The 23,699-nt window shown below is 65.9% G+C and carries 26 protein-coding genes and 1 tRNA gene; 11 read left to right on the top strand and 16 right to left on the bottom strand.

Going from position 1 to position 23,699, the window contains the following annotated elements; genetic code table 11:
* Window positions 1-2 precede the first annotated feature (2 nt).
* Both A5766_RS11355 and nrfD read left to right on the top strand, forming a co-directional pair.
* Complete coding sequence (locus A5766_RS11355; protein WP_064904806.1) at window positions 3-1,028, top strand: 4Fe-4S dicluster domain-containing protein; 1,026 nt, start codon at window positions 3-5, stop codon at window positions 1,026-1,028.
* Window positions 1,025-2,128 (top strand): NrfD/PsrC family molybdoenzyme membrane anchor subunit, encoded by a 1,104-nt coding sequence (gene nrfD, locus A5766_RS11350; RefSeq protein WP_064904783.1) that lies wholly within the window; start codon window positions 1,025-1,027, stop codon window positions 2,126-2,128. Before A5766_RS11355 ends, nrfD begins: the two co-directional genes overlap by 4 nt.
* Here nrfD and A5766_RS11345 read toward each other — a convergent pair.
* Window positions 2,112-3,266: a GGDEF domain-containing protein gene (locus tag A5766_RS11345; RefSeq protein WP_005204319.1), complete on the bottom strand. Its 1,155-nt coding sequence runs from the start codon at window positions 3,264-3,266 to the stop codon at window positions 2,112-2,114. The two genes, nrfD and A5766_RS11345, sit on opposite strands and share 17 nt — an antisense overlap.
* Before the next feature lie 58 nt (window positions 3,267-3,324).
* The gene (selD, locus tag A5766_RS11340) at window positions 3,325-4,338 is read right to left on the bottom strand and encodes a selenide, water dikinase SelD (RefSeq protein ID WP_005204321.1); all 1,014 of its coding nucleotides are present in this window, start codon (window positions 4,336-4,338) and stop codon (window positions 3,325-3,327) included.
* Window positions 4,339-4,390: 52 nt separating this feature from the next.
* On the opposite strand from selD, the gene A5766_RS11335 reads away from it, so the two are divergent.
* The 8 genes from A5766_RS11335 to A5766_RS11305 all read left to right on the top strand — a co-directional run bounded on the left by A5766_RS11335 (window position 4,391) and on the right by A5766_RS11305 (window position 11,177).
* Window positions 4,391-4,486: transfer RNA gene (locus A5766_RS11335), tRNA-Sec, on the top strand.
* Between the two features lie 24 nt (window positions 4,487-4,510).
* The gene (selA, locus tag A5766_RS11330) at window positions 4,511-5,839 is read left to right on the top strand and encodes an L-seryl-tRNA(Sec) selenium transferase (protein WP_005204323.1); all 1,329 of its coding nucleotides are present in this window, start codon (window positions 4,511-4,513) and stop codon (window positions 5,837-5,839) included.
* Window position 5,840: 1 nt separating this feature from the next.
* On the top strand, window positions 5,841-7,631 hold the full coding sequence (gene selB, locus A5766_RS11325) for a selenocysteine-specific translation elongation factor (protein ID WP_039855008.1): 1,791 nt from the start codon (window positions 5,841-5,843) through the stop codon (window positions 7,629-7,631).
* A 72-nt stretch (window positions 7,632-7,703) separates the two neighbouring features.
* Window positions 7,704-7,853, top strand: coding sequence for a hypothetical protein (locus A5766_RS23865; protein WP_174273025.1), 150 nt, complete (start codon window positions 7,704-7,706; stop codon window positions 7,851-7,853).
* A gap of 10 nt (window positions 7,854-7,863) precedes the next feature.
* A complete protein-coding gene (locus A5766_RS11320; RefSeq protein ID WP_005204328.1) occupies window positions 7,864-8,412 on the top strand; it encodes a dihydrofolate reductase family protein in 549 nt (182 codons plus the stop codon).
* A 91-nt stretch (window positions 8,413-8,503) separates the two neighbouring features.
* Window positions 8,504-9,004 carry a MarR family winged helix-turn-helix transcriptional regulator gene (locus A5766_RS11315; protein WP_005204330.1) on the top strand — a complete coding sequence of 167 codons (501 nt, stop codon included), beginning with the start codon at window positions 8,504-8,506 and terminating at the stop codon, window positions 9,002-9,004.
* A 17-nt stretch (window positions 9,005-9,021) separates the two neighbouring features.
* A complete protein-coding gene (locus tag A5766_RS11310) occupies window positions 9,022-9,444 on the top strand; it encodes an organic hydroperoxide resistance protein (protein WP_005204332.1) in 423 nt (140 codons plus the stop codon).
* 158 nt (window positions 9,445-9,602) lie between these two features.
* Window positions 9,603-11,177 (top strand): HNH endonuclease, encoded by a 1,575-nt coding sequence (locus A5766_RS11305; protein WP_331710683.1) that lies wholly within the window; start codon window positions 9,603-9,605, stop codon window positions 11,175-11,177.
* A 102-nt stretch (window positions 11,178-11,279) separates the two neighbouring features.
* Here the strand turns inward: A5766_RS11305 and A5766_RS11295 are convergent, their stop codons facing one another.
* Window positions 11,280-11,495: a hypothetical protein gene (locus A5766_RS11295; protein WP_005204335.1), complete on the bottom strand. Its 216-nt coding sequence runs from the start codon at window positions 11,493-11,495 to the stop codon at window positions 11,280-11,282.
* A gap of 109 nt (window positions 11,496-11,604) precedes the next feature.
* On the opposite strand from A5766_RS11295, the gene A5766_RS11290 reads away from it, so the two are divergent.
* On the top strand, window positions 11,605-11,847 hold the full coding sequence (locus A5766_RS11290; protein ID WP_005204337.1) for a helix-turn-helix domain-containing protein: 243 nt from the start codon (window positions 11,605-11,607) through the stop codon (window positions 11,845-11,847).
* On the opposite strand, the gene A5766_RS11285 is transcribed toward A5766_RS11290, so the two are convergent.
* The 13 genes from A5766_RS11285 to A5766_RS11225 all read right to left on the bottom strand — a co-directional run bounded on the left by A5766_RS11285 (window position 11,844) and on the right by A5766_RS11225 (window position 23,696).
* Complete coding sequence (locus A5766_RS11285) at window positions 11,844-12,362, bottom strand: GNAT family N-acetyltransferase (protein ID WP_005204339.1); 519 nt, start codon at window positions 12,360-12,362, stop codon at window positions 11,844-11,846. The two genes, A5766_RS11290 and A5766_RS11285, sit on opposite strands and share 4 nt — an antisense overlap.
* Window positions 12,359-12,631 (bottom strand): type II toxin-antitoxin system TacA family antitoxin, encoded by a 273-nt coding sequence (locus A5766_RS11280; RefSeq protein WP_005204340.1) that lies wholly within the window; start codon window positions 12,629-12,631, stop codon window positions 12,359-12,361. The genes A5766_RS11285 and A5766_RS11280 overlap by 4 nt, the downstream gene beginning before the upstream one ends.
* A gap of 89 nt (window positions 12,632-12,720) precedes the next feature.
* Entirely contained in the window at window positions 12,721-17,328 is a 4,608-nt protein-coding gene (locus A5766_RS11275; protein WP_156527444.1) for a phage tail tape measure protein, read from the bottom strand.
* Entirely contained in the window at window positions 17,321-17,692 is a 372-nt protein-coding gene (locus A5766_RS11270; RefSeq protein WP_005204343.1) for a hypothetical protein, read from the bottom strand. Before A5766_RS11270 ends, A5766_RS11275 begins: the two co-directional genes overlap by 8 nt.
* Window positions 17,693-17,922: 230 nt before the next feature.
* A complete protein-coding gene (locus A5766_RS11260; RefSeq protein ID WP_005204345.1) occupies window positions 17,923-19,383 on the bottom strand; it encodes a terminase large subunit domain-containing protein in 1,461 nt (486 codons plus the stop codon).
* On the bottom strand, window positions 19,380-19,889 hold the full coding sequence (locus A5766_RS11255) for a hypothetical protein (RefSeq protein ID WP_005204346.1): 510 nt from the start codon (window positions 19,887-19,889) through the stop codon (window positions 19,380-19,382). The genes A5766_RS11260 and A5766_RS11255 overlap by 4 nt, the downstream gene beginning before the upstream one ends.
* Complete coding sequence (locus A5766_RS11250) at window positions 19,876-20,163, bottom strand: hypothetical protein (RefSeq protein WP_005204347.1); 288 nt, start codon at window positions 20,161-20,163, stop codon at window positions 19,876-19,878. The genes A5766_RS11255 and A5766_RS11250 overlap by 14 nt, the downstream gene beginning before the upstream one ends.
* Window positions 20,150-20,782 (bottom strand): hypothetical protein, encoded by a 633-nt coding sequence (locus A5766_RS11245; protein WP_005204351.1) that lies wholly within the window; start codon window positions 20,780-20,782, stop codon window positions 20,150-20,152. Before A5766_RS11245 ends, A5766_RS11250 begins: the two co-directional genes overlap by 14 nt.
* Entirely contained in the window at window positions 20,763-20,939 is a 177-nt protein-coding gene (locus A5766_RS24695) for a hypothetical protein (RefSeq protein WP_005204353.1), read from the bottom strand. Before A5766_RS24695 ends, A5766_RS11245 begins: the two co-directional genes overlap by 20 nt.
* Window positions 20,939-21,304, bottom strand: coding sequence for a hypothetical protein (locus A5766_RS11240; protein WP_005204354.1), 366 nt, complete (start codon window positions 21,302-21,304; stop codon window positions 20,939-20,941). Before A5766_RS11240 ends, A5766_RS24695 begins: the two co-directional genes overlap by 1 nt.
* A 517-nt stretch (window positions 21,305-21,821) precedes the next feature.
* Window positions 21,822-22,016, bottom strand: coding sequence for a hypothetical protein (locus A5766_RS11235; RefSeq protein WP_005204355.1), 195 nt, complete (start codon window positions 22,014-22,016; stop codon window positions 21,822-21,824).
* Window positions 22,017-22,248: 232 nt separating this feature from the next.
* A complete protein-coding gene (locus A5766_RS11230; protein WP_005204362.1) occupies window positions 22,249-23,286 on the bottom strand; it encodes an AAA family ATPase in 1,038 nt (345 codons plus the stop codon).
* On the bottom strand, window positions 23,283-23,696 hold the full coding sequence (locus tag A5766_RS11225; protein WP_064904777.1) for a DUF2742 domain-containing protein: 414 nt from the start codon (window positions 23,694-23,696) through the stop codon (window positions 23,283-23,285). The genes A5766_RS11230 and A5766_RS11225 overlap by 4 nt, the downstream gene beginning before the upstream one ends.
* Between the last annotated feature and the right edge of the window lie 3 nt (window positions 23,697-23,699).

Raw genomic sequence — 23,699 nt, 5'->3', positions numbered from 1 at the left:
AGATGAGTCATCAGCTGTCCGGTCCCACCGATCCCAGTGCCGACGCGCACTGGGGCGACGCCGAGCGTCCGCGCAAGGGCTTCTTCACCGACACGTCGATCTGTATCGGCTGCAAGGCATGCGAGGTCGCGTGCAAGGAATGGAACCAGAACCCGCGCGACGGTGACCTGGAACTGACGGGCATGTCGTACGACAACACCGTCGCGCTGGGTGCGAGTACGTGGCGGCACGTCGCGTTCATCGAGCAGGACCGCGACCGCATCGACAAGGCACGCAAATCAGGCCGCGCCCTGGTCGGTTTGGGGATGCCGACGATGCCCGGGGGTGAGACAATTCCCGACGCCATGGACTCCGTGGGCACGACCCCGCCCGACACCACCCCGCCCGATACACCCGAGTTCCGCTGGCTGATGTCGTCGGACGTCTGCAAGCACTGCACGCACGCGGGCTGTCTCGACGTGTGCCCGACCGGCGCGTTGTTCCGCACCGAGTTCGGGACGGTCGTCGTGCAGCACGAAGTGTGCAACGGGTGCGGAACCTGTGTCGCCGGTTGCCCTTTCGGCGTCGTCGAACGTCGGTCCGACGGCACCGTCGAGCCGACCACGCGCGAGGGCCAACGCAAGGGCGAGCAGCCGCCCGTGCCCGGACGTGGTGTGGCACAGAAGTGCACGCTCTGTTACGACCGACTCGTCGACGACGAGACACCCGCGTGCGCGAAGACCTGTCCGACGACGTCGATCAAGTTCGGCGACCACGACGACATGGTCGACACCGCGCGCGAACGGGTCGAACAGCTGCACGCCCAGGGGATGACCGAGGCCCGGCTCTACGGGGCGAACCCCAACGACGCAGTCGGCGGCACCGGTTCGGTGTTCCTTCTCCTCGACGAGCCCGAGGTCTACGGCCTTCCGCCGGACCCGCGCGTGTGCACGGCCGATCTCCCCACCATGTATCGACGAGCGGGCGCTGCCGCCCTCGGAATGGTTGCCGCGGCGGCGGTCTCGTTCCTGACCGGTAGAAAGCGATGACCTCCGACTACGATTCGCTGCGCCCACCCGAACCCGGTCGCCGAAAGCGGAAGGGCGGCAAGGGGCGTCGACGAGGCTTGTTCGGCCAGGGCGACGGCGCGCGTGAGATGTCGATGGTGCCCGACGTCGAGTTCGAGAAGGTCGACGTCGAGGGCTACTACGGGCACAACGTCGTCAAGCCTGCGCCCTGGGACGACAAGGTCGCGGCGTACCTGTTCCTCGGTGGCGTCGCGGGCGGGTCGGGAGTGCTCGCGGCGGGTGCGCAGTTGACAGGGCGAGAAGTGTTGCGCCGCAACGCCCGTCTCAGTGGTCTCGCCGCGGCCGGGCTCGGTGGGGTTGCGCTCATCGCCGACCTCGGCCGACCCGATCGGTTCTACAACATGCTGCGCACCTTCAAGGTGACGTCGCCGATGAGCGTCGGGTCATGGATACTGTCCGGCTTCTCCGGCGGTATCGGAGTCGCGGCTGCGGCAGAGGTGGATCGGCTTCTCCGGGAAAGACTTCCGCTCGGCCCGCTGCGTTCGGTTCTCCACGTCGTGGAGGCGCCGATGGGACTCGTCGGCGGCGCGATGGGGCCGCTGCTCGCCGTGTACACCGCGGCGCTGCTGGGCGATACGGCCACACCCACGTGGAACGCGATGCACCGCGACCTGCCCTTCGTCTTCGTCAGCTCGGCAAGTCTCGCGGCGAGCGGACTGGCGCTGGTCACCACACCGCTCGACGAGGTGGGCCCGGCACGGACGCTGGCCGTTCTCGGCGTGGTGGGCGATGTGGCGGCCACCCGCGTCATGGAAGCGCGCATGGATCCGATTGCCGCGGAACCGCTCCACCACGGTAAGCCCGGTGCGCTGATGCGCTGGGCGGAACGACTGGCGGTTGTCGGGGGAGTGGGCGCACTGGTCAGTGGTCGTTCGCGGGTCGCGTCTGCGGCGTCGGGTCTGGCGCTGCTCGCGGCCTCGGCATGTACCCGGTTCGGCGTGTTTCACGCGGGCATCGAGTCGGCGAAGGATCCGCGCTACACGATCGAACCGCAGAAGCGACGCCTCGCCGCTCGTCGAGCCGCAGGCGTCACCGACGACTCGGTCACGACTGCGGACTGATCGCGTTCTCGTCGCGTTCGCGTCGGGCGTGTCGGGCCAGTGGACGGCGGTCGTTCGATGCAGCCACCACCACCCGATTCCCGCCCTGCCGTTTCGCGAGGTACATCGCGACGTCGGCGTCTTCGAGATGTCGGTCGACGTTTGCCTTGACGTCTGGTGCGGTGACGCTGATGCCCACGCTGACGGTCACCGACGGCGAGGTGTCGGCCGCGACGCCGATGCGAATGCGCTCGGCCAGCGAGCGGGCGGTGCGCAGGTCGTCGTCGAGGATCACGGCGAACTCCTCGCCGCCGGTACGCGCTGCGACAAGGTTGCGGATGCCTGCCAGCCGGTTGCACGCCTCCATGATCCGCCCGGCTACGCGCACGAGTACGAGGTCGCCGACCTGGTGGCCGTGGGTGTCGTTGATCGCCTTGAATCCGTCGATGTCGATGATGATCACCGAGAGCGTGCGGGCCGAGTGATTGAGCCCGCCGACATATCGCGACAGGCCTCGCCGGTTGGCCAGCCGGGTCAGCGGGTCGGTCCCTGCGTCCATGGCGTTGGTGCCGAGGACCCAGAAGAAGTAGTGCATGGCGGGCAGGAGCACTGCCACCAGGGCAAGGGGGGCGATACCTTTCGACAGAGCCACCAGCAGCATCGGACGCCCTCCGTCCGCCGCCACAATAGTGACCAGAATCACGATTGCCGCAGAAGCGAAGATCGCGTGCAGTAAGTGGGCCCTCGGCGTGCAGAAGAACAGCGCAAACGAGCTCATGATCGCGAACAGCGTGACGCCTGCGATGCCGAGCATGTGATCGTGATGCCCGAAGCAGGCGGTCGCGATCACGGCGTCGGCGAACACCAGCACCAGAAGACTTTCGGCTCCTGTCGGGAGTGGGAGCAGCCACCACCGCAGCACGAGAATCGCGGCAACGACCGCTGTGACCAGCAGAATGTTCTCGACGTACGGCGAAAATCCGGAGCTCGACGACGCCGCGGCGGCCGCCGCCGCGAATCCCAACAGCCCCGCACCCAGCGACAAGACGAGCCGCTTGAGTGGCGCATTTCCGAGCTGATCGAAGAGTGGGACGCGCCACTGTAGTGGCGTTGCGTCACGCAGCCAGTCAGAGACCGCGATAGCGCTGCGACGCTGCACCTGATCTCCCCCTCGGATTCGGTGTGTGTAGCGACAATAGAGCGATCGGCGATCGATGTCAGCGAATGTCGATCCCTGCACCTGCAACGATTTCGCCGATGACCGGGTATCCGGGCACTTCGCCGACCAGCAACAGCCCGCCGGATGTCTGGGCGTCGGCGAGCATCAGGAGGTCGCTCTCGTCGACAGCGCGCCCGACCTCGAGGTGCTCGCGAACCCAGTCGAGGTTGCGTCTGGTACCGCCCGAGACGTACCCGTCGTCGAGCGCATCGCGGGCGCCGTCGACGAGTGGGACCGCGGAAGCGTCGATCACCGCGCGCACACCCGAGGCCCTTGTCAGTTTGTGGAGGTGGCCGAGCAGCCCGAATCCGGTGACGTCGGTGCCCGCTCGGACACCGGCAGCGAGCGCGGCGTCGGCGGCGTCGCGGTTGAGTGTCGTCATGACGTCGATCGCGGCGTCGAATACCTCACCGGTCTGCTTGTGCCGGTTGTTGAGCATCCCGACGCCGATCGGTTTGGTCAGGGTGATCGGTAGGCCGACGGTCGCGGCGTCGTTGCGGATGAGTGCGTCGGGCGACGCGACACCGGTGACGGCCATGCCGTATTTGGGCTCGGGGTCGTCGATGCTGTGGCCGCCGATCACCGGGCAGTCGGCTTGCGCCGCGACGGCGAGCCCGCCGCGCAGCACCTCGGTCATCAGTTCCATCGGCAGCAGATCACGCGGCCAGCCGACGAGGTTGATCGCGACGACGGGCGACCCACCCATGGCGTAGATGTCGGAGAGCGCGTTCGCGGCCGCGATGCGTCCCCAGTCGTAGGCGTCGTCGACGACCGGTGTGAAGAAGTCGGCGGTGGAGAGGACGGCGAGGTCGTCGCGGATGCGCACGGCAGCGGCGTCGTCGCCGTCGTCGAGGCCGACGAGAATGTTCTCGCCGCTCTGGCCGGTCAGACCGGCGACGGCGGCTTCGAGCTCTCCCGGCGGGATCTTGCACGCACAGCCGCCGCCGTGGGCGTAGCCGGTCAACCTGATCGTCGGGCTCTGCGAATCCGGATTCGTCTCGACGGTGCTCATGTGACTCAGGCTAATCGGAGGGATCGGGAGAATTAGGAGGTATGGTCGCCGAGGAGGCGTCTGGGTTCCTGGTGGGCCCCCCGGTCTTCAAAACCGAGGAGGTCGAGTATCTCGGTCTGGCGGGTTCGATTCCCGTCCGCCTCCGCCACAGACTGTTCTCGAAGGAGGCGCGGTGACCCGATCCGATCCCCGGCGGCGGATCCCGCGCACCGACCACCTGCTGGCCGATCCCGAGATCGCCACGGCTGCACGACGACTCGGTGAACTGGCTGTCCGCGACGTCGTCCGCGATGTTCAGGAGGCCGCCAGGCGCGGCGACGTCGATCCCGACGACGTGCAGGGAGCTATTCGGGAAACACTCGCTCGACGCCGCGTCGGCACCGGACGGTCGGTGCTGAATGCGACCGGAGTCGTGGTGCACACCAACCTCGGTCGAGCACCGTTGTCGACGGCCGCGCGCGATGCAGTCGTCGATGCGTGTGGCTACGTCGACGTCGAACTCGACCTGGAGTCGGGTACGCGCTCGCGGCGTGGCGTCGCGACCCGCGAGGCGTTGCTGCGGGCCTGTCCCGCCGCGGGCGATGCCCTGATGGTGAACAACGGTGCTGCCGCGATGGTGCTGGCCACCACCGCGCTCGCTGCCGGTCGCGAGGTGGTCATCAGTCGCGGCGAGATGATCGAGATCGGCGCGGGTTTTCGGCTCACCGACCTCATCGAGTCGACCGGTGCGCGGCTGCGCGAGGTCGGGACCACCAACCGCACCCACCTGCGCGACTACGCTGCGGCACTCGCCGAGGGTGACGTCGGCTGTGTACTCAAGGTGCACCCGAGCAACTATCGGGTCAGTGGGTTCACCGCGGAGGCGACCATCGCGGAGCTGGCGGAACTGACTGCCGCCCAGGGTGTTCCGCTGATCGCCGACCTCGGAAGCGGGCTTCTCGTCCCCGACGCCACGCTCCCCGACGAGCCGGACGCGTCGTCGGCGCTGGCCGCGGGCGCCGATCTGGTGATCGCCAGCGGCGACAAACTACTCGGCGGACCACAGGCCGGAATCCTGCTCGGCGACGCCGATCTTGTCGGGCGACTGTCGAAACATCCACTCGCGCGGGCTGTTCGGGCCGACAAGCTCGCCCTCGCGGCGATGGAGGCCACGCTCGTCGGACCTGTGCCTCCGGTGACCGAGTACCTGCACGCCGACAACGAGCGGTTACGTCGGCGGGCCGAGGTCGTCGCCGCGGAGGTCGGTGCGGACGTGGTGCCCCACGACGGCAGGGTCGGCGGGGGAGGGGCGCCCGGAGTTCCGTTGCCCGGCTGGGCGATTGCACTGGCGGAACAGGCGGCCAAGGCGTTACGCACCGGCACTCCCGCGGTGCTCGCGCGCGTGCACGACGGCGTATGTCTCGTCGACCTGCGATGTATCCCGGCGACGGACGACGAGATTCTCGCCGAGGCGCTCGCGCGTGCACTCGGTGCGGTCCGCGTGTCGGGGGCGACCGGCTGAGGTGTACGTCGTCGCGACGGCGGGGCACGTCGATCACGGGAAGAGTGCGTTGGTGCGTGCCCTGACGACGATGGAACCGGACCGCTGGGCCGAAGAGCGACGTCGAGGACTGACGATCGACCTCGGATTCGCCTGGATGACAACACTATCCGGTGCCGACATCGCATTCGTCGACGTTCCGGGCCACGAGCGGTTTCTCGGCAATATGTTGGCGGGGATCGGTCCCGCACCCGTGGTGGCGTTCGTCGTCGCTGCCGACGAGGGCTGGAGCAGGCAGTCGTCGGATCATCGTGACGCGATCGCCGCACTCGGCATCGATCGTGGCGTGCTGGTGATCTCACGCGCCGATCTCGCCGACGACGAGCGGATCGCCGACGTCGTGGCGCAGGCGCGCGACGAGCTGTCCGGTACCGGTCTCGGCGACGCACCGGCCGTGATCACGTCGGCGTTGACTGGGCGAGGGATCGACGAGCTGCGCGACACGATCGCAGAGGTAGTGCAGCGCAACCCGTTTCCCTCGGATACCGCACCCGTTCGGTTCTGGATCGACCGCGCGTTCACCATCAAAGGTGCGGGTGCCGTGGTCACCGGGACGCTGTCGGCCGGGTCGGTGGGTCGTGGAGACACGCTGGACCTGTTGACCGGCAGAGGGATTCGATCGGTCAGCGTGCGTGGTGTGCAGAGTGAGAACACGCCGCGCGAACGCGTCGGACCGGTGAGCCGGGTGGCGGTCAATCTGCGCGACGTGTCGGCGTCGGACGTCGCCCGGGGTGATCTGCTGTTGAGTCCCGGGGCGTGGCGGCTGACCGACTGTGTCGACATCCGACGTGTCAGCGGGCCTGAGTTCGACTCGATACCAAGCGATCTGAGTGTTCATGTCGGCACGGCTGCGCTGCGTGGTCGGCTCCGCCCATTCGACGCCGACCACGCGCGGATCACATTCGAGCGCGCCGTTCCGCTGATCCTCGGTGATCGACTGGTGCTCCGCGACGCGGGCAGCGGTCGGATCGGTGGGGGCGTCGTCGTGGATGCGGAGCCACCGCCGCTGCGGCGTCGTGGTGATGCAGCACGTCGAGCAGATGTGTTGTCGGACATGAGTGATCGAGGTGATGCGCGACGTGAGGTCGAACGCCGCGGTGCCGTTGCCGTCGAGCATCTGCGACGGCTCGGTGTCGTCGGAGCCGAGGCAACCCCGCCCGAGGGTGTGCGCGTGGTCGGGTCCTGGTGGGTCGATGAGCAGGCCTGGGCGGAGTGGATCGCACGGCTCCGCGACGCTGTTGATGCTGTCTATCAGCGGGATTCGCTCGCCGAGGGGTTGCCCCGCGCGAGTGTAGCGGGCGTCGTCGGACTTCCGTCCGAAGCGCTTGTCGCGCCTCTCGTTGCCGACGCCGGCCTGGACCATGCGGGCGGGTTCCTGTCGAAACCCGGTGTGGCACGCGGACTCGGCGATGCGGAGGAGGCAGTCGCTGCACTCGAGCGTCGACTTGCCGCCGATGCCTTTGCCGCGCCAGAAGCCGACGACCTCGCCGCACTCGGGCTCGGCCCCAAGCAACTGGCAGCGGCTGAACGACTCGGCCGGCTACTTCGGTTGCGTGACGGTGTTGTGCTCTCGCCCCGATCTCCCGCGTTGGCGATGCGCGTTCTGGCTGCTCTTGATCAGCCCTTCACGACGAGCGAGGCCCGAAAGGCTTTGGGCACCACGCGCCGCGTCGCCATCCCACTGCTCGAGTACCTCGACGACCGCGGCTGGACACGACGCCTCGACGCGGGGCATCGCGAGGTGGTTCGGTGATCCTGGGATCGGGTGGCGGTGTCGTCGTCCATAGCCCGCTACGAGGATGCGGTTGGCGCTCGGGTTGAGAACATGACATCCCACTTCATCAGTAGCGCGTTGCTTCTCGGACTCCCGCTCATACGCCTCGACAAGTCGATGGGACTCGACGGCCTGCTTCCCGAGGTGTGCGCCAACAGAATTGAAGCGGTACTCGGCGGTGAATGCGACACTGCAGGGTAGGAGGTGCTCGATGAGTGCTGCAACTCGATTCCGCTTCTACACGGCCACGAGTCTCGACGGCTTCCTTGCCGATACCGCAGACTCGCTCGATTGGTTGCTCAGCCAGCCGATCGACGAGGACGGTCCGATGAATTACGTGGAGTTCATCGGCGGCGTCGGAGCTCTGGCGATGGGGTCGACCACCTACGAGTGGCTCGTCGAACATGAAGTGGAACAGGGCAATCCGTGGCCCTACGAGGTCCCGACGTTCGTCTTCAGCACACGCGACCTGACTCCCGTCGCCGACACCATCCGCGTGGTGTCAGGGTCGCCTGCGGATTATCACGACGCGCTGGTCGCCGCCGCCGCCGGACGTGACGTCTGGATCGTCGGCGGTGGCGACCTCGCCGCGCAGTTCTGGGCGTCGGGAATGCTCGACGAACTCGTGGTGTCGATCGCGCCCGTGCTACTCGGCGCCGGGCGTCCACTGTTCACCGCGAGGTGCGACCTCGAACTGCGCTACCTCGCGCGCAACCAGGGATTCGTCTGCGCTCGATACGGAGTCACGGCGTTCCGCTGAACGCCCCGTGCGCGCTGATATGACGTCGCCCACAGAAACATTGCGAGCAACTATGTTGTGCACAATGTAAATCGGGCCTAGTGTTCTCCACGTGGGAAAGATTCGACTCGACGACCACCTGTGCTTCGCGCTCTACACTGCGTCGCGCGCGATCATCGCCGCGGAGCGACCGGGCTTGCGCGAACTCGGACTGACGTATCCGCAGTACCTCGTGATGTTGGTGCTGTGGGAGGAAGAATCTGTCCCGATCGGCCGGCTGGGGGAGCGTCTGCAACTGGACTCGGGCACCGTGTCACCACTGGTTCGTCGTTTGGAGTCGATGGGACACGTGGAACGTCGCAGGTCTCCCGACGACGAGCGGTCGACGATCGTGTCACTGACCGAATCGGGCGCGGCGCTCGGCGAAAAGTCTGACTGCGTGATGGCCGCCTTGGTCGACGCGTTGACCGGTTCGTCGAACGATTCTTCGGTCGACGATCCTGCGGAACCCGGTGCGGAATCCGATGCCGACTTCGACGTCGACGCGGCCGTCGAGCTGCGTGCGGCACTGCACCAACTATCTGATGTGTTGCGCGCCAACCAGGCTCGCTGAAAAGAAGGGATGTCACCATGAAGACTCTGTACACAGCCGAGGCGCTTGCGACCGGCGAAGGCCGGGACGGCCACGCCAGGACGAGCGACGGACAACTTGATCTCGATCTCGCGATCCCCAAGGAGCTGGGAGGTCCCGGCGGCGCGACGAACCCGGAGCAGCTCTTCGCAGCCGGCTACGCCGCGTGCTTCCACAGTGCGCTGCGCACCGTTGCGCGGGCCGAGAAGGCCGACGTCAGCGACTCGGCCGTTGGCGCCCGAGTGTCGTTGGGCTCCAACGACTCCGGTGGTTTCGAGCTGGCCGTCGTTTTGGAGATCTCGTTGCCGGCGCTGAGCGCAGACGACGCGCAGGCACTCACCGCTGCGGCCCATCAGGTGTGCCCGTACTCCAACGCCACGCGCGGCAATATCGACGTCACGCTGACGCTCGTCGACGAGTAGTCGCGACACCATCCGCGTGGTCTCGGGATCACGGCGTTCCGCTGAACGTTCTGGCCGCGGCGTTCCGCTGAACGTTCTGGCGGTCGAACTCCAGATTTTCTGTCGGTGCCCACCGATACTCTGATACTCGAACATGTTGTCGATTGTCAGGGGGCATCGTGAACGCCAGCAGCAGCACAGAAATTTTCGACGACGCCGACCCGTCCGGGTTGGAGTTGGATCAGATCGCAGACCGCCTTGTGGGCCACGCCAGTCAGATCGCGAGCCTCACAGGGCGGTTTCTGCTGCTGCTCTCTGAGTTCGACCGCAGGAAAGGGTGGACGGGAGAGGGGATCATGTCCTGCGCGCACTGGTTGACGCTGCGGACCGGGTTGTCGATGCGTACGGCACAGCAATACGTGCGGGTGGCGCGCACCCTCGATGGGGTGCCCCGGATTCGGGATGCGTTCGTCGAGGGCCGCCTGTCGTATTCGAAGGTTCGTGCGCTCACGCGAGTCGTGACGCCCGACCGCGAGGACGAACTGCTCAGCGTCGCGTTGTCTGCCGACGCGGCCCAACTCGAGCGGGTCGTGAGGGCGATCCGCTCGATCGATCAGCGTGAACGAGAGGCGACCGAAGGCGAGGTTGAATCGACGGCGTCGTGGGAATGGAACTCCGACGGCACGTTGTCGGTGCGGATGCGGTTGTCGGCGTTGGACGGGGCCTCATTTCTTGCGGCGACGGTGCGTGCCGAGTACGAGCGAACACGCACGTCGTCTGACGACGCTGGACCATCGGTAGCGGATCTGGTTGCCGCGCAGATTGATTCGGCAGAGTCGCCTGACCGGGAGGCTGAGATCGAGGAAGCCGGCCTCGAGCCCGCCGATCAACGGTTGTGGCGGCATACCCCTGCCAACATCGCACCCGCCGTGGTGTTGATGGCGGAGACGATGCAAGCGGCGATCGACGTGCCGACGTTCACCCCCGGGGCAGAGGTGGTCGTGCACAGCCAGTCGTCGGAGGCTGACACGTACGGGGCTGACCCGTACGTCGAGGGTGGGCCCGCGCTCTCGGCGGCTGAGGAGTCGGAAGCGTCGTGTGGCGGCACGAAGACCGAGGTGCGTCACGGAAATCGGGGGACCGTCACGTCGTGGGGGCGTCGGACGCGGACGCCCTCGACGCGGACGCTGCGCGCGATCCTGGCGCGCGATGGCGGATGCCGCTACCCGGGGTGCGGACGGACTCGACACCTGCACGCGCATCACGTGCGCTTCTGGTCGCGCGGTGGTGCCACGACGCCCGACAACCTGGTGCTGCTCTGTTCGTCGCACCACCGAGCGTTGCATCGCGGCGAGTTCTCGATCACGGCGCATGCGTTGCAGCAGTTCACATTTCATCGCCAGGAGGATGGGCAGCTGATCGAGCAGGCGCCGCCGATCTTGCGCCAGCCGGTTGGCGGCCTGCGGCGATCGCCGACGACGCGGTCGTCCCCGAGAATCCGGGACCTCTCGACCTGGGCTACACAACCGAGGTGCTGTACGCCGGTTGGCGGTTCAAGCAGTCGGCCGCGGCCCGCGCCGACCGACCCGCCTCGCTGGCCGCCGCGTGACGACGTTCAGCGGAACGCTCGACGGACCCGCCGCGCACGAGTGCGGACTCCGTCACGAGTGCCCCCAGTAGGGCTCGAACCTACGACCTGCGGATTAAAAGACGGAATCCGCACGGTTTGGGTGATGCGGGCGAGTGACGACTAGAGCTATTTGCGTTGGTAGGCGGCTATGTCGCCATCTTGGCAGGATCGGTGAAGTTCGGGTGGTTCTGCGTGGTGCGTGACAGCGGTGTGACCACGAAGACCGCTACTTGGCGCGGAGCCTCACGCCTTCGGAAATCTGCTGCGCCCATGATTCGAGGTCGCTTTTGCCTACCCCATTGATCCCGACGGACTTGAGCTCACGCTCAAGCGCCTTCATCACCGTGTCAACCGGTTTACCCTTGCCATTGCGTTGAGCCCTATCGAACACCTTCTGCATGGTGTCTCGGAGCTGCTTCTGGATATCTCGCTCAAGGCTCATCTGCGCATCATCTCAGAGCGCGCTCGAAGCCCGGCGATCGAATGGGCTATTTTCGCTCGACTAGGTGACAGGCCGAGACTTGTCGGTAGGGGTGCCATAGATTTCCCCCATGACCACCCGCATGACTCGCAAAGTCCTCACCATCACCGACGTCGCCGCCCTCACGGGCCGCAGCGCCAACGTGATCTACGACGCCCTCAACTCCGGTGCCCTCGACGGCAGCCACTCGATGCGCGGAGGCCGCTGGTTCATCACTGAAGCCGCCGTCGACGCATGGATCGCCCAGGGGTGCCCCCGCTACGGACAGTACGAGGCACCACCGGTCCATCAACGCATCGCGGACCTGGACTAGTCGGCCCACCGGTCGGCCAGTGCCTTCGATGCCGTGGATACTTTCATCACTAGGCGTCGCTCACGCTTCGCCACCGGGGTGAAATCAAACCGCTCGTAAAACCGCTGCGCCTCCTCATTGATGGCATCGACGACGATCAGTCGCCCACCACCCATCTCGGCCGCGCCAACAGCGCGCCCAAGCGCATCTAGGAGCAATTGTTCTCCGTATCCATTCCCCTGTATCGAGGAGTCGAGCGCGAGGCGAGCGATCAGGAACCCCGGCACCCGTGAGTACCCTCCAGCGAGACCACCACTCACTCCGTCGTCTTCACGCACTACCTCAGTAGGGCAAATTGCGAAGTAAGCACACACTTTCGACTCGCCTAGCGGTGTCCACACGTACACACGCGCAACGCCGCCGTTGTTCGCACGGTGAGCTTGTTCGGAAAGCCAATCGTTGAGTGACTCGATGCCACAGTCGAACCCTTCGATGACGTGATCGTCGTCCAGCTGGGTCGACTCAAACTCTCTCATCGGCGCTTGAACACGGCGGGCTTGCGCGCGGCTTCAGCCAGTCGAGGAGCCGCGTCGGCAGAGTCCAGGGACGACATCAACGCATCGAACTGCTCAGTCGGCATGACTGTAATCAACTCTTGTCGAAGCACCTCTTCCGCACGTGCCAACGCTGCCTTCCGAACAAACTCAGATGCGGGTTCGTGCACGACATTGGCGGCGCGTTGAATCCGATCGAGAGTCTGAGCTTCCGCTCGGACCTCGATCCGCTTGCTCTTCGTATCTGCCATGACACCCCTTTTGGCTGCGAGAATGAGGGTTTATCTACTCCAATGTACGGGAAGTGTCCGTACAAATCTACACGTCATCAGTGGCGCGTTCATCCCATCGCCGCCAAGTGGATGCCTGACTTCTTGAGCAAGTCCTGCATGTCCTGCACGGTGATGTACACCTGCTTGCCCTCCTTGACGGCCTTCTGTAGTTCGCCGATCTGGCTCGTGAGTGCGCTCATCTGGTCCGAGATGACCTGCGAGAGCACGGGTATGTCGTTGCTGCCGGTCGACGGTTGCGGCGCGAGGTCGCCGAGGGTGACCGATCCGGCACCGTCTGTGGCGAAGTCGTAGGCGATGGCGGCGTACGGTGCGATGGCGCTCGCGGCGGTGAAGCCCGCGCCCGCCCCGAGGGCCATCCAGTCCTGCCAGCTCTTCGGGGCCATCCAGTCGGATGTGTCCTCCTGATAGCCACCGAAGCCGCCGTCGGCAAACGCCTTCACCATCCCAAGTTCGCGACCCGCTTGCAGCCACAGGTTCTTCGACTTGTCGGAGCCGTTGATCGGGATGAACGCTTCACGTCCCGCTTCGCCCGCGAGGGTGACCCACGCGTTCGCCTGGTCGAGCATCTGCGCGGCGTCGGGTCCGCCCCAGCCGCCGTTGGCGTAGGCCATCAGCGGTAGCGGGTTCTTGCCCGCCTCGCCCTTGCGCTCACCCGCGCTGCTGTCGGCCTCGCGCTGCGCCTTGCGAATCTCTTCTTCGAGCGTCGTGATTGCCGACTGTGCGCTCGCGACCGCGTTGCGTGCCTTCGTCGCATCCGCGTCGGCGGTGGCGATGTCGGTGGCCGACTTGTGTTGCGCGCGAGCGTCACCGGCTTTCTTCTCGGCGTCGCGTTGCGCGGCCTGCAACTGCACGAGGTCGCGCTTAGCCTTCGCGAGTTCAGCCTGCTTCGTGATCAACTCCGACCGATCCGGAGCGGTGGCGAAGCGGTCGTGGCGCGCCTGGAGGTCGGCCATCAGGTCCCGTGAGGTTTGCGCGGTCGCCTGCGCCTCGGTGACGGCGCTGTTGGCCTTGTCGAGTTCCCCCTTGGCGGCGGCGCGGTCCTGCGGCTTGGCCGAGTCGTACTTCGTCTGCGCCACCTTCGCCGCGGCCTGTGCCTCGGTGACCGCGCGTTCAGCCTCCGCGACCGCGGCATGGCCGCTCGTGAGGTCGGAGTCGGTGGGGCGGGTCTTGTTGTCGACGTCGGGCATCTTCGTCGACGCCGACGGGGTGTCATAGCTACTGGAGAACGACGAACTCGACGACGAGCCACTACCGGACCCGAAGCTCGACGGCCAGTTCGTCACCTGCACCGGCATTCCCGTGCCGCCGAAGTCGCCCGACGCGCCCGCGCCGTCAGCGGTGCCGACCGACGGACCGAGGCGGGTCAAGAGGTCTTTGGACTCACCCTGCTTGGACTTGATCTCGCTGTAGTAGCCCTGTCGCCCACTGGAATACGCCGACGCCGCCGAGTCGCTACCCGGTGCCTGCTGTAGCCAGAACGCGTTTTTGTACGGGTCGGACTTGTCGTAGCCGGGGGACTGCTTGAGCTTGTCCATGCGGTCGTAGAAGCCGGTGATGTTGGTGTTGGGATCGTCGCGGCCCGCGTAGCTCGAATCCTGCTGGAAGGTACCGTGCCATGCGCCGCCACCGCCGATGGCAGAGTTCGACAGGTTGCTCTCTTGCATCGCGGTCGCGAGGTACGCCTCGATCTCGGCGTCGGAGTAGCCGCGCTTGCGGCCTTCGGCGATGATCTTGCGCGCCACGTCGTCGCGGGATGCGTTGGGGCCGAGCGTGATGTCGCGGATGCCGCCCTGTTGACCCTGTGCGCCCGTCTGCGCCCCGACCTGCGCCGAGAAGCGGGTGTGCACATGATCGGTGTGACCCGCGTAGTCGCTGGCGAAGTAGGAGCCGTCGGTGTCGGGTTGGCGACCGTGCCAGCCGAGCTTCTGCCCGGTCTGCGGGTTCATCCAGATGACCTGCTCGATCGACGGATCGTTGACCGCCTGACCCATCATGTATTCCGCGAACGCCTGCATGTCGGCGACCGAGCCGGTCCAGTCGATACCGCGGTTGAGGTGCTGTGGGTTCGGGGCGTAGCCCGCCTCGTTGCGGTCGCTCTCCTGGTGACCGGCGTAGGTGGCGGGCTTGACGCCGTGGGCCGCGCCGAGCTGGGTGATCCAGTCGGGGAAGCCGTCGGAGCCGGACGAGCCCGCGGGTAGCCCGTAGCCCACCTGGCCGCCGTCGGCGTAGCCGGGGATGCGGGGAAAGCGCATGTGCTGCACGTCGGACATGAACGCGTTGCCGTAGTAGTCGACAGCGTCGACGGGCTGCACCCATTCGCGGTTGGAGAGCGCGGTGAAGATGCGGTCATCCTTCGGGCCACCGGGGCCGAACACCTGCCCGCCACCAGCGCGGCCTACGAGTCGACGGCCCTGCGCATCGCGCGGTGCGCTCGCGGGAGCCGAGACGGTGTTGCCCTCGACGTCCTTGTAGGTGACCAGCACCTCCATGTGGCGCTGCTTGATGATCTCGGCGATATCGCGTTGCGCCTGTTCGGTTTTCGCCTCTACCTTGACCGAGCCGTCAGGCAGGGTCGTGACGGTGTAGCCGAGGGCTTCGAGCTTCTGCTTCGTCTCGGGGCTGTTGTCGGTGATCGTGACGGACTTGCTGTCGGGCACCCCGTTCACCGTGACGGTCAGGTCGCCGAACTTGGCGGTCGTTTCCTTCGCTGCATCACCTGTCTGCCCGATGGCTGCCGAGGCTTGGGCAGCTTTGATCCCCAGCTTTGCCGCCTCGTCACCGGCTTGGGTCATGCCCTGACCAACGCCGATCATCTTGTCGGCAGCGCCGATGGCTGCGTTGCCGGCTGTTTCGAGGTTGCGCCCGAGGTCGCCCATGGTTCCGGGAAGGTGTTTGAGGATGCCGCCGAGTGACGAGGCCATCGAACCGAACGCGCCGACGGTGTACTTCTGCATGTACCCCACGCTCGTGACCACACGACCGAGGATGTCGAGGATGCCACCACCGGCCGCGATGGTGCCACCCGCGGCGATACCTGCATATTTCGCGACGTCGAGGAAGAAGTTGGTGATCTCGTCTTTGTGTGCGCTCACCCAGTCGGTGAGCTGCTGGGCTGCGGGTCCGAAGGCGTTGGCGAGTTTGATCTGTATCTCGTCGATGGTCGCGCTGACGGTGTTCTTGAGGCCCTGGATTCCGGATGCGCCGTTGGACATCTGTTGTCCGGCACGGTCGGTCGCGTCTCCGATTTGGCCGAGTTGGTCTTTCGCGGTTGTTATGTCGAAGTGATCGAATGCCGCGCCGAGGTCTTCCCACTGGGTGCCGAACAAGGCCGCGGCGATCTGGTTCTTCTCGACCGACGGGGGCATCTCGCGGAGCTTGTCGAGGATCGAGTCGAGACCCTGCTTGGCACCCGCGCCGCCCTGAGCGAGCTGCGTCGTGATGTCCTGCACGTTGAGGCCGAGACCTTGCAATGCGGTCGAGGTGGACTCCGAGCCATCGGTGGCGCGGATCGTGAACTCCTTGATGGCATCCGCGGCTACGTCGGCGTCGCGCGCGCCATTCGCTGTGGCCTGTGAGATCAGCCCGAGCGCGTCGGCCCCGGTGAGTCCCGCCTTGCGCCATTGCGTCGAGTACTCGTTGACGGTGTCGAGCAGGTCTTGGTTCTTGTTCAATCCCCGCTGTTGTGCGGCGGTCAGCAGGTCGAAGGCTTCCGTCGAGTTGGCCACGAGGCCCGTCTTGACCATCTGGCCCGCGGCGTTCGCGGTCTCGGGGATCTCGGTACCCATGATTCCGGAGACGATGTTGAGCTTCTCGATGACTGGCTGGATCTGGTCGGCGGTCGCGTTACCGTCGATGAGACCCGCCTGTATGGCGTTGCCCGCAGCCTTGATGTTGTCGTTGACCGAGTCACCCCATGCGTTGCCGTAAGCGTTGCCTGCGGCGAGCCCCGCCTGCTCCATCTGTCCTGGGGTGAATCCGAACGTCGCGCCAATGGTGTTGCGGGCGAGCTGCTTTTCCATGCCCTGCATCACCTGATCGGCGAACGACTTGCCCGCTGCGAGGGGGATACCGACCTGCACGGCAAGTCCCGCCGCAATGGCAGCGCCCAGCGGGCCACCACCACCACCACCACCGCGCAGTGCAGCGGTGAACCCCGAGATGACTCCACCGCCTGCATCGTCACCGGCGTCCTCGCCCTGGCTGCCAAGGTTCGAGAGCGCTTCCGACAGTGGGCCGCCGTTGCCGAAGGTGGAGGCGATGCGCGACACCGAGTGCGAGAACGCGTTCTCGGTGCGTTGTGCCGACTGGTGCGCGGAGTCGCCGATCTGCTCGACCTCGCGACGGGCAGCCTGCGCGTCCGAGGTGATCTGTCTACGCGCGGTCGCCATGCCGTCGCCGGTGCCCGCGAGTCTCGTCGAAGTGCGTTGCGCGCCATCACCGATGTCGGAGACTGCCGCTCTGGCTTTGTCGGCGTCGGTACGGATTTCGGTAAGCCCACGGGGTGAACGCATCTGACCGGCTTGACGATCGGCACGCTGCGCTGCGTCCGCGAGGTCGGCGAACGCGTTGCGTGCTCGCGTGACGTCGCGGGTGTACTGGTCTGCGCCTTCGAGCTTGAGCTTCGCGACGAGAGTGCCGAGGTTCATGTCAGCCATGCGCTGTCTCCAATTCGCCGAAGCGGTCGATAGTAGTGCCCTCGGCGTCGATCATCACGGTTTCCTCACCATCGACGCGGTACATGACGCCAACACCTTCGCGCTGCGCCCAGTACTTCACCATGCCGAGTTCGGTTGGCGGCTCGCCGGTCGCTTTCGTGAATATCTTGCGCCGCTTGATGGCTCGCTGTCGCATGGCCTTGGTGGCATTCTCGACCGGGCTGCCGCCCGAGTAGAGCTTGCGCGCCGCGATCTGGCCCGGTGTGGAACCGAAGATCAGTGCCACTGCAACGTCATTCATCGCCACGCCTCCGTCGGCGTGCACGCGCACTATTGCGATGGGGCTGCCGTGATACTTGGCCATGAGGCGTCTCCGTTCGTTGGTCCGATTCTATCGGTCGGATGGGGGTTGCTCGTCGACCAAAACACGTTGTGGCCGTTCGGATTTGCGCCATTCGGTCACTGTCGCCTGCCAGTGGTCGAGGCACGCTGTCAGGTAGATTTCTTCTCGCTCGGGCAAGCGCCCACGACGCGATGCGCGCGCTAGTCCGAATAGGCGATGAGTGAGTTGCAAATAGTTGTCGGTGTCAGCCATCAGACGAGCTTTCCTCCTCGGAATAGCACCGGATCGTGTGCGATAAAGCCCGGTCGCACAGGAAGTTTCGTGCCACGGTCAGTGGTGATGATGGCTCCCTGTCCGTCGCGTTGTTCGCCGTAGGATTCGTTGCGCAGAGTGTTGATCGCCGAGACCGCCTGCATGAGTGCCATCGCGAGGTCGTCATGCCCCGCGGACTCGGGTACCGAGATCTTGAAGTGGCCCATCTCGGTCTGCTCGAAGGTCAACGAGTGCAGTTGCTTGAGCAACTCGGGGTGGCGCGGCAGGATGAGCCGACCGCGTTGGAGCAGCATCTTGATCCGTCCGAACCCGCCCGACTTGCGGCGCGTATCGGTAACCACCCCGCTGACCATGGTTGTCGAGTCCTGCTGCAGTAGACGGCGCAACTCCTGGGTGGGCATCTGCCCGACACCGTTGGTCTCCGACATGAACCGCACGACATCGAATCGGTTGGCGTGCTGCACAAGTTGGGCGATGAAGTCGGCGTACTCCATGCGGAAGTGGTGTTCGAGCCACGGAATCCAGAAGATCGGCTCGTCGCCATGCTGAGCACGGTTGAGTTCGACGTCGCCGAGCGCGGCCAGGTAGACCACGCAGTTCGCGTCGTGCGCGTGACCCCAGTCGATACCGCCGACGACCATCGACCCGCTCATGACGCGCCGCGGTTCGATGAGTTCGTAATCGGCGACGGCGGTGTCGATTTCGGATGTCGTGAAGTACGCACCCGACTCGTCGGTCCACTCCGCGAGGTACTCGCGGTTGAAGTAGTGCGACGGCTCGCGCTCGCGGATCGCTTCGAGGTCGTCGGCAGACACCAACGGGTTCATCGACGACGGCCAGTGGAACGAGGCGTAACGCGCATCGGGGCTCGTCATCCCGCGCTGCCAGAGGCGGCGGAAGAAGTGTTCGAGTCCGCCCCATGGCGACGACGACAGGATGATCCTCGCACCGGGGCGCGCGATGATCGCCGGTTCGGCAGCACGCCAGATCTCCTCGGCCACGAAGCCCGCCTCGTCGATGATCAGCAGGTCGACCGGCCATCCTCGAATCTGCTTGTCGGAGGCGGGGACCGAGACGATCCGCGAGCCGTTCGACAGCGTCAGTTGCGCCTTCTGCTCGTCGACCACCGATCCGCTCAACAACGGCGACCCGACGGCCAACGCGGTGCACTCTTCGAGGAGACGACGCGAGGCCACCTCGCCCGCGGAGATCAACAACACCAATGCGCCAGCTTGCGTGAACGCTTTGTGCAGCGCCTCCACGGCCAAGGTTCTCGACTTGCCGACCTGACGGCCGGCGCACATCACGCGGATACGCGCCGTTGATGTCGCCATCTCCAACTGATGGGGCCACAGGGGCGCGCCGACGAGCTTCTCGGCGAAGACGTCGATCCGCGACACGGCACTACGTAGTGCCGACACCTCGGCAGCCGTCGTCATGCCGCACCATCCTCTGACTCGACCTCGCCGTCGATCGACGTGGGTTTCGACGCGTCACCGGCGAGGATCTTGGCGATGTCGAGCTGAGCCGAGGTCGTATCCTTGCCCAGCCGAGCGCGGGCCAGCGGGGTTATCCCTAGGCGGTCGGCAAGGTTGAGTAGGTGCTTGCGGGTGCGCAAGAGCAACACGGTTGCGCCCGTCGGTTGCCCCGCGTCGTCGAGTTCGCCGTGCTCGTCGACCCACATCTGTAGGCACTCAACCTGAGCGTCTACGCGCGCGTACTCCAACGTCGCTTCTTTGAATTCGCGAAGATGGGGATGGGCTTCCACGAGATCGTTGCCGATCTGAGCGGCCATCGGAGTGATCACACGCTCTGAGTACGCGCCATGCTTGAGGCTCTTGGTGTTGTTGGCGACGAACGGCTCCCACGAGTAGTTCCGCGCGGGTAGGCCCGACGCGGGTCGCGGGCGAGCGTGCGTGCCACCATCCGGCTCAGCCGCCGACACTGGACTCCACCTCCCGAATCGAGTGCGCTTGCAGGCGCAGCCCTTCGGCGATCTCTGCGTCGTTGAGCTCGGGGTGCAGGAGGTACGCAAACCCCACGGCCAGGCCGATGACGGCACGCACGAACTCGACGGTGTCGTCATCGGCCCGGACCACCACACGGCCGTCGTCGCGGGGGTCGACGAACTGCGCGACCGCGTCGAGAGCTCGGGCGATCACCAGTTGCGGGATCGGTCGCTGGCAGGCGGCGTCGGGGCACCCGTCAGGCGTCGACATCGGCCACCACCCGCCGTCCGAGCTCGTCGGTCACCTCGGTATTGGCCATGAAGCGCTCGTGGCGTTCACGGTCGAGTTTCTCGGCGCGCTGTGCGGCTGCGGCGAACTCGGCGCGGCGCTTGTCGTCGTGCAGGGCGTGGGCGTGAGTGAGGACGTCACCGCGTGCCTCCTTGATGGCGCGGTTGATGTACGACTCGCCGCCACCGTCGACGACTCGCTCGGAATCCCAGAACGGCAGGTCGACGCCGGCCATGCTGGCGCGCGCTTGCAGTGCCGCGCGGGTGTCGCGAAGTCCGTTGGCCTCGGCGGTCAGGGTGCGCAGTGCCGCCACCGCGGCGGCGTACGCCTTGCGTGCCTTCTCCGACCCCTTCCCGGTGAGGTGCTCGAACTCCTGGCGCACCACGTCGGCCTCGTGGGCGCGGGCGGCCTCGGCGGTGCGCTGCTCGGCGCGCTCGGCAGCTTCGAGCCGGAGTTCAGCCGTGCGGATCTCGGCGGTGGCGTCGGCCAACTGCGCCGCGGTGATGGTGTCGTTGCCGTCGCGGATGGCGTCTTCGAGTTCGGCGTGGTGGGCGCGGGCTGTGGCGAGGGCGTCCTGCGCCTCAGTCGTTGTCGTCGGCATGTGCGTTCTCCTGGCTGTAGTGGTGGGTGATGGCGTCGCTGAGCGACGATCCAGCTGGGGGTGGGGTCTTGGGTGCCGAGGGCGGCTTGGGGCGTGTGGAGGCTCTCAGGGCCTCGCCGAGTGCGGCGCTGAGTTCCTCGAACGGTCGGCCGGCCATCAGGCACCGTCCGCCACGGTGAACACGGTCAACGGCAATGCGTCGTACGCGTCGGGGTTGGCGTCGTAGGTCGCCTGGTAATCGCTGTCGACGGAGTGACGACCGGAAGCCGTGTTGCCCGCCGAGTCCTGCCCGTCCTGTGAGCCGGGGCCGAAGCGGAGAGTCCCGTCGGCCTGCACGATCACCAGCCGTGTGCCGCTCTCGCGGGTGCCGTCGGCGCGAACGAGGTAGCCCGCTGCCTGCACGGTCCGCCCATCTCGGAAGCGGTAGACGCCGTTGCGGTCGACGTAGCCGAGGTTGGCGATGCGGTTGCCGCCTCGTCGGGTGCTGATGCGGTGGACGTTGCTGGGTGGGGTGTAGGGCATGGTGACTTCTCCTTCTGTGATACCTGCGGATTGTGTATCCGCTGGGGTGTTGAGTTGTATTGCGCTGCAACGAGATCGATGCAGTGGTCACACGTTGGTCACATCACCTCGCGCCGACGTGACTGCGATCTTCGAGGCCCTGCTCGCACGCGCACGCACAACGTTCGGGCCATCGGGACGTGAGGCAGCACGAGGTGGGTTGGGCGACGTGAGGCAGCACGAGGTGGGTTGGGCGGGGTTAAAGCGGGGGGAGAATTTGCCCCCCACCCCCGACTCGCACGTGCGCGCATCGATTCCGCACACAGCACGCGAGCCACGAGCAGGTGGGTTGGGCTGGGTACTGAGGCTCGGAGTCATCGCTTCTTCTCCTTTCGAAAGTGGAAGGGCTTTCGCAGTTGCGCCCTCTGTCGTGATCCCTTGGGCCAGGCGATGGCGATGCATGTGGCGTGTTCCCCACGGTCGATGTCTTCGGGGAAGCTCATCGGGAATCGACACATTTCGCAGAGTGGCTGGTTCCTCATGCTTGGCTGATCGCGAGGACTGACGTGAGAGGCCCCGAGATCTCCTCACTGCCCGTGAGGAATGAGAAGCCGAGAGCGTCTGCCGGATTCCAGGGTTCGATCTCGAAGCTGTTGTGGAGAACCTTGTGCCAGCCATCGGGCAAGAGCACAGCGGTGATCCGGTTGGAGTGTTCGGGATCGTTGAGGTCCATCCATTTCTCCTGTTTTCAGAGGCCCCGGAGAGCCTGATTTCGGCCCCGCCACGTCGCCCTGGGGTCTCTAAGAGACCCCCCAGGGCGTGATTACGTGGGTGCGTGATACCCGTGATTGGAACCGTGATTGCCTGACCTGCGGCTTTGGGTTGTGCCGTGATTGATTGGAGGGCGCGTGATTTATCACGCGGCGAGAGGCCGCGTGATTGGAAACGTGATTGGATTTCGGGGGTCATGACGCGAGCCCCTGACAGGTCGCCGCGACGTAGGTTGTGGGGCTCGGCTTACCCGGCTCTGTGGCGTACAGCCGTCCGTTTCGTACCAGTGCGGTGAGCTTGCGGCGCGCCTTCTCGATCTGGTTTCGGTCGGGGTTGTCCACCTCGAAGAGCAGCCGTGCGGCACCTTTCACGGTGATGCCACCGATGCGGGCTGCGACGGCCTCGATGTCGACCTGACCGTGGATGGTGACCGCACCGCTCTCCTGGTCGTGCAGGAGACTCCAAGGGCCGAGCTCGCCGACGGGCTGCTTGACGTGGTGCATGTGAACCACGGGGTCGCCGGGGTTGCCGTTGAGCAGTAGCACTGAGCCCGCTCCCGAGGTGATCCACGTCGAGCCGTACACGTCGGCGATATCGGGCTTCTTGTCCGAGGGGATCTTCTTGATGTGGTGCAGTTCGAGAAGGTTGCGGCCACTGGCCAGCAGTTGTTGGCGGGCGCGGTTCCACCCGGCTCCGACCTCGTCATCCGATAGACCCAGCGCGGCATCTTTGAGGCTGTCGACGATCACGATGTCGGCGCAGGCAGACTCGGCAAGAGAGGTCAGCACACCTGTGTTCTTCGCGAGGTCGTAGGGCGGCGGTCCCTTCCAGAACGTGATGCGTTGTGCGAGGTAGTCACGGTCTCGATGCCCGAGTTGTCGGCGCAGCGCTCGCGCGGCCTGCCGAGGCCGGTCCATCGCGAGGTAGAGAACATGCGGCACCGGGTTTACGGGAAGGCCGAGTACGTCGGTGGGTCGTTCACCGATCAGCGACGCCAACACATTCGAGGCGAGGGTCGTTTTGCCTACGCCTTGGGGACCGCAGACGATGAGTGCTTCGCCATCCGCCCAGAGCACACGATCGCCCTTACCCCACACTGCGGCAACACCTTCGGGCTCGTCGTGGATGAACGTGCCTCCGTCGACGATCTGGTGCGGAACCTCGGGTTCGCCACCGTTGATCGGATGCACGTTGTCCTCCTGGGCTGTGTCGTAGTGGCGGTTGCGCGTCATGCCGGCCTCCGCATTGCCCAGGGATTGGCCTGTAGCCACCGTTCGTGTTCGAGCTGGCGTTGAGCTTCGGCGGACCAGTCGCGGCTGATCGAGATCTCCCGCGAGGCGTCGATGATCGCGGAGGTCTGGTTTTCGAGGTGTAAGGCCCACTGGTCGGCGGCGAGATAGATCGCCCCGACGCGTCGAGGGTCGGAGGTGGGCAGATCGAGCCAGTCGTGTGTACCGATCAGTGGTAGTGCTCCGACACGCAAGGCGCGCTCGACGATGGGCCAAAGCGCCTCGTGCGCAAGGGACCACGAGACTTCGCGGCTGGTGTGGGTGAGCGCGACAATGCGGGTGGGAAGGCGCGCGGCCTCACCCCGCGTCGACTGGTTGTCAACGCGGGGTGAGACGGGCTGGGTAGGAATCATGCG

It is taken from the genome of Gordonia sp. 852002-51296_SCH5728562-b (assembly GCF_001665475.1).
GTDB classification, from domain to species: Bacteria; Actinomycetota; Actinomycetes; order Mycobacteriales; family Mycobacteriaceae; genus Gordonia; species Gordonia sputi.
The sequence above is the reverse complement of the archived record's forward strand: the minus strand, read 5'-3'. Positions and strand labels throughout refer to the sequence as shown.

What these genes read in the sequence shown, in the direction of transcription:
- A5766_RS11285 (WP_005204339.1), bottom strand. Translation starts at nt 12,362, where the DNA reads ATGAGAGAGTTTGAGTCGACCCAGCTGGACGACGATCACGTCATCGAA.
- A5766_RS11225 (WP_064904777.1), bottom strand. Translation starts at nt 23,696, where the DNA reads ATGATTCCTACCCAGCCCGTCTCACCCCGCGTTGACAACCAGTCGACG.
- A5766_RS11320 (WP_005204328.1), top strand. Translation starts at nt 7,864, where the DNA reads ATGAGTGCTGCAACTCGATTCCGCTTCTACACGGCCACGAGTCTCGAC.
- A5766_RS11295 (WP_005204335.1), bottom strand. Translation starts at nt 11,495, where the DNA reads ATGAGCCTTGAGCGAGATATCCAGAAGCAGCTCCGAGACACCATGCAG.
- A5766_RS23865 (WP_174273025.1), top strand. Translation starts at nt 7,704, where the DNA reads ATGACATCCCACTTCATCAGTAGCGCGTTGCTTCTCGGACTCCCGCTC.
- nrfD (WP_064904783.1), top strand. Translation starts at nt 1,025, where the DNA reads ATGACCTCCGACTACGATTCGCTGCGCCCACCCGAACCCGGTCGCCGA.
- A5766_RS11355 (WP_064904806.1), top strand. Translation starts at nt 3, where the DNA reads ATGAGTCATCAGCTGTCCGGTCCCACCGATCCCAGTGCCGACGCGCAC.
- A5766_RS11240 (WP_005204354.1), bottom strand. Translation starts at nt 21,304, where the DNA reads ATGCCCTACACCCCACCCAGCAACGTCCACCGCATCAGCACCCGACGA.
- A5766_RS11235 (WP_005204355.1), bottom strand. Translation starts at nt 22,016, where the DNA reads ATGGACCTCAACGATCCCGAACACTCCAACCGGATCACCGCTGTGCTC.
- A5766_RS11230 (WP_005204362.1), bottom strand. Translation starts at nt 23,286, where the DNA reads ATGACGCGCAACCGCCACTACGACACAGCCCAGGAGGACAACGTGCAT.
- A5766_RS11260 (WP_005204345.1), bottom strand. Translation starts at nt 19,383, where the DNA reads ATGACGACGGCTGCCGAGGTGTCGGCACTACGTAGTGCCGTGTCGCGG.
- A5766_RS11280 (WP_005204340.1), bottom strand. Translation starts at nt 12,631, where the DNA reads ATGGCAGATACGAAGAGCAAGCGGATCGAGGTCCGAGCGGAAGCTCAG.
- selD (WP_005204321.1), bottom strand. Translation starts at nt 4,338, where the DNA reads ATGAGCACCGTCGAGACGAATCCGGATTCGCAGAGCCCGACGATCAGG.
- A5766_RS11250 (WP_005204347.1), bottom strand. Translation starts at nt 20,163, where the DNA reads ATGTCGACGCCTGACGGGTGCCCCGACGCCGCCTGCCAGCGACCGATC.
- A5766_RS11245 (WP_005204351.1), bottom strand. Translation starts at nt 20,782, where the DNA reads ATGCCGACGACAACGACTGAGGCGCAGGACGCCCTCGCCACAGCCCGC.
- A5766_RS11275 (WP_156527444.1), bottom strand. Translation starts at nt 17,328, where the DNA reads ATGGCTGACATGAACCTCGGCACTCTCGTCGCGAAGCTCAAGCTCGAA.
- A5766_RS24695 (WP_005204353.1), bottom strand. Translation starts at nt 20,939, where the DNA reads ATGGCCGGCCGACCGTTCGAGGAACTCAGCGCCGCACTCGGCGAGGCC.
- A5766_RS11290 (WP_005204337.1), top strand. Translation starts at nt 11,605, where the DNA reads ATGACCACCCGCATGACTCGCAAAGTCCTCACCATCACCGACGTCGCC.
- A5766_RS11270 (WP_005204343.1), bottom strand. Translation starts at nt 17,692, where the DNA reads ATGGCCAAGTATCACGGCAGCCCCATCGCAATAGTGCGCGTGCACGCC.
- A5766_RS11310 (WP_005204332.1), top strand. Translation starts at nt 9,022, where the DNA reads ATGAAGACTCTGTACACAGCCGAGGCGCTTGCGACCGGCGAAGGCCGG.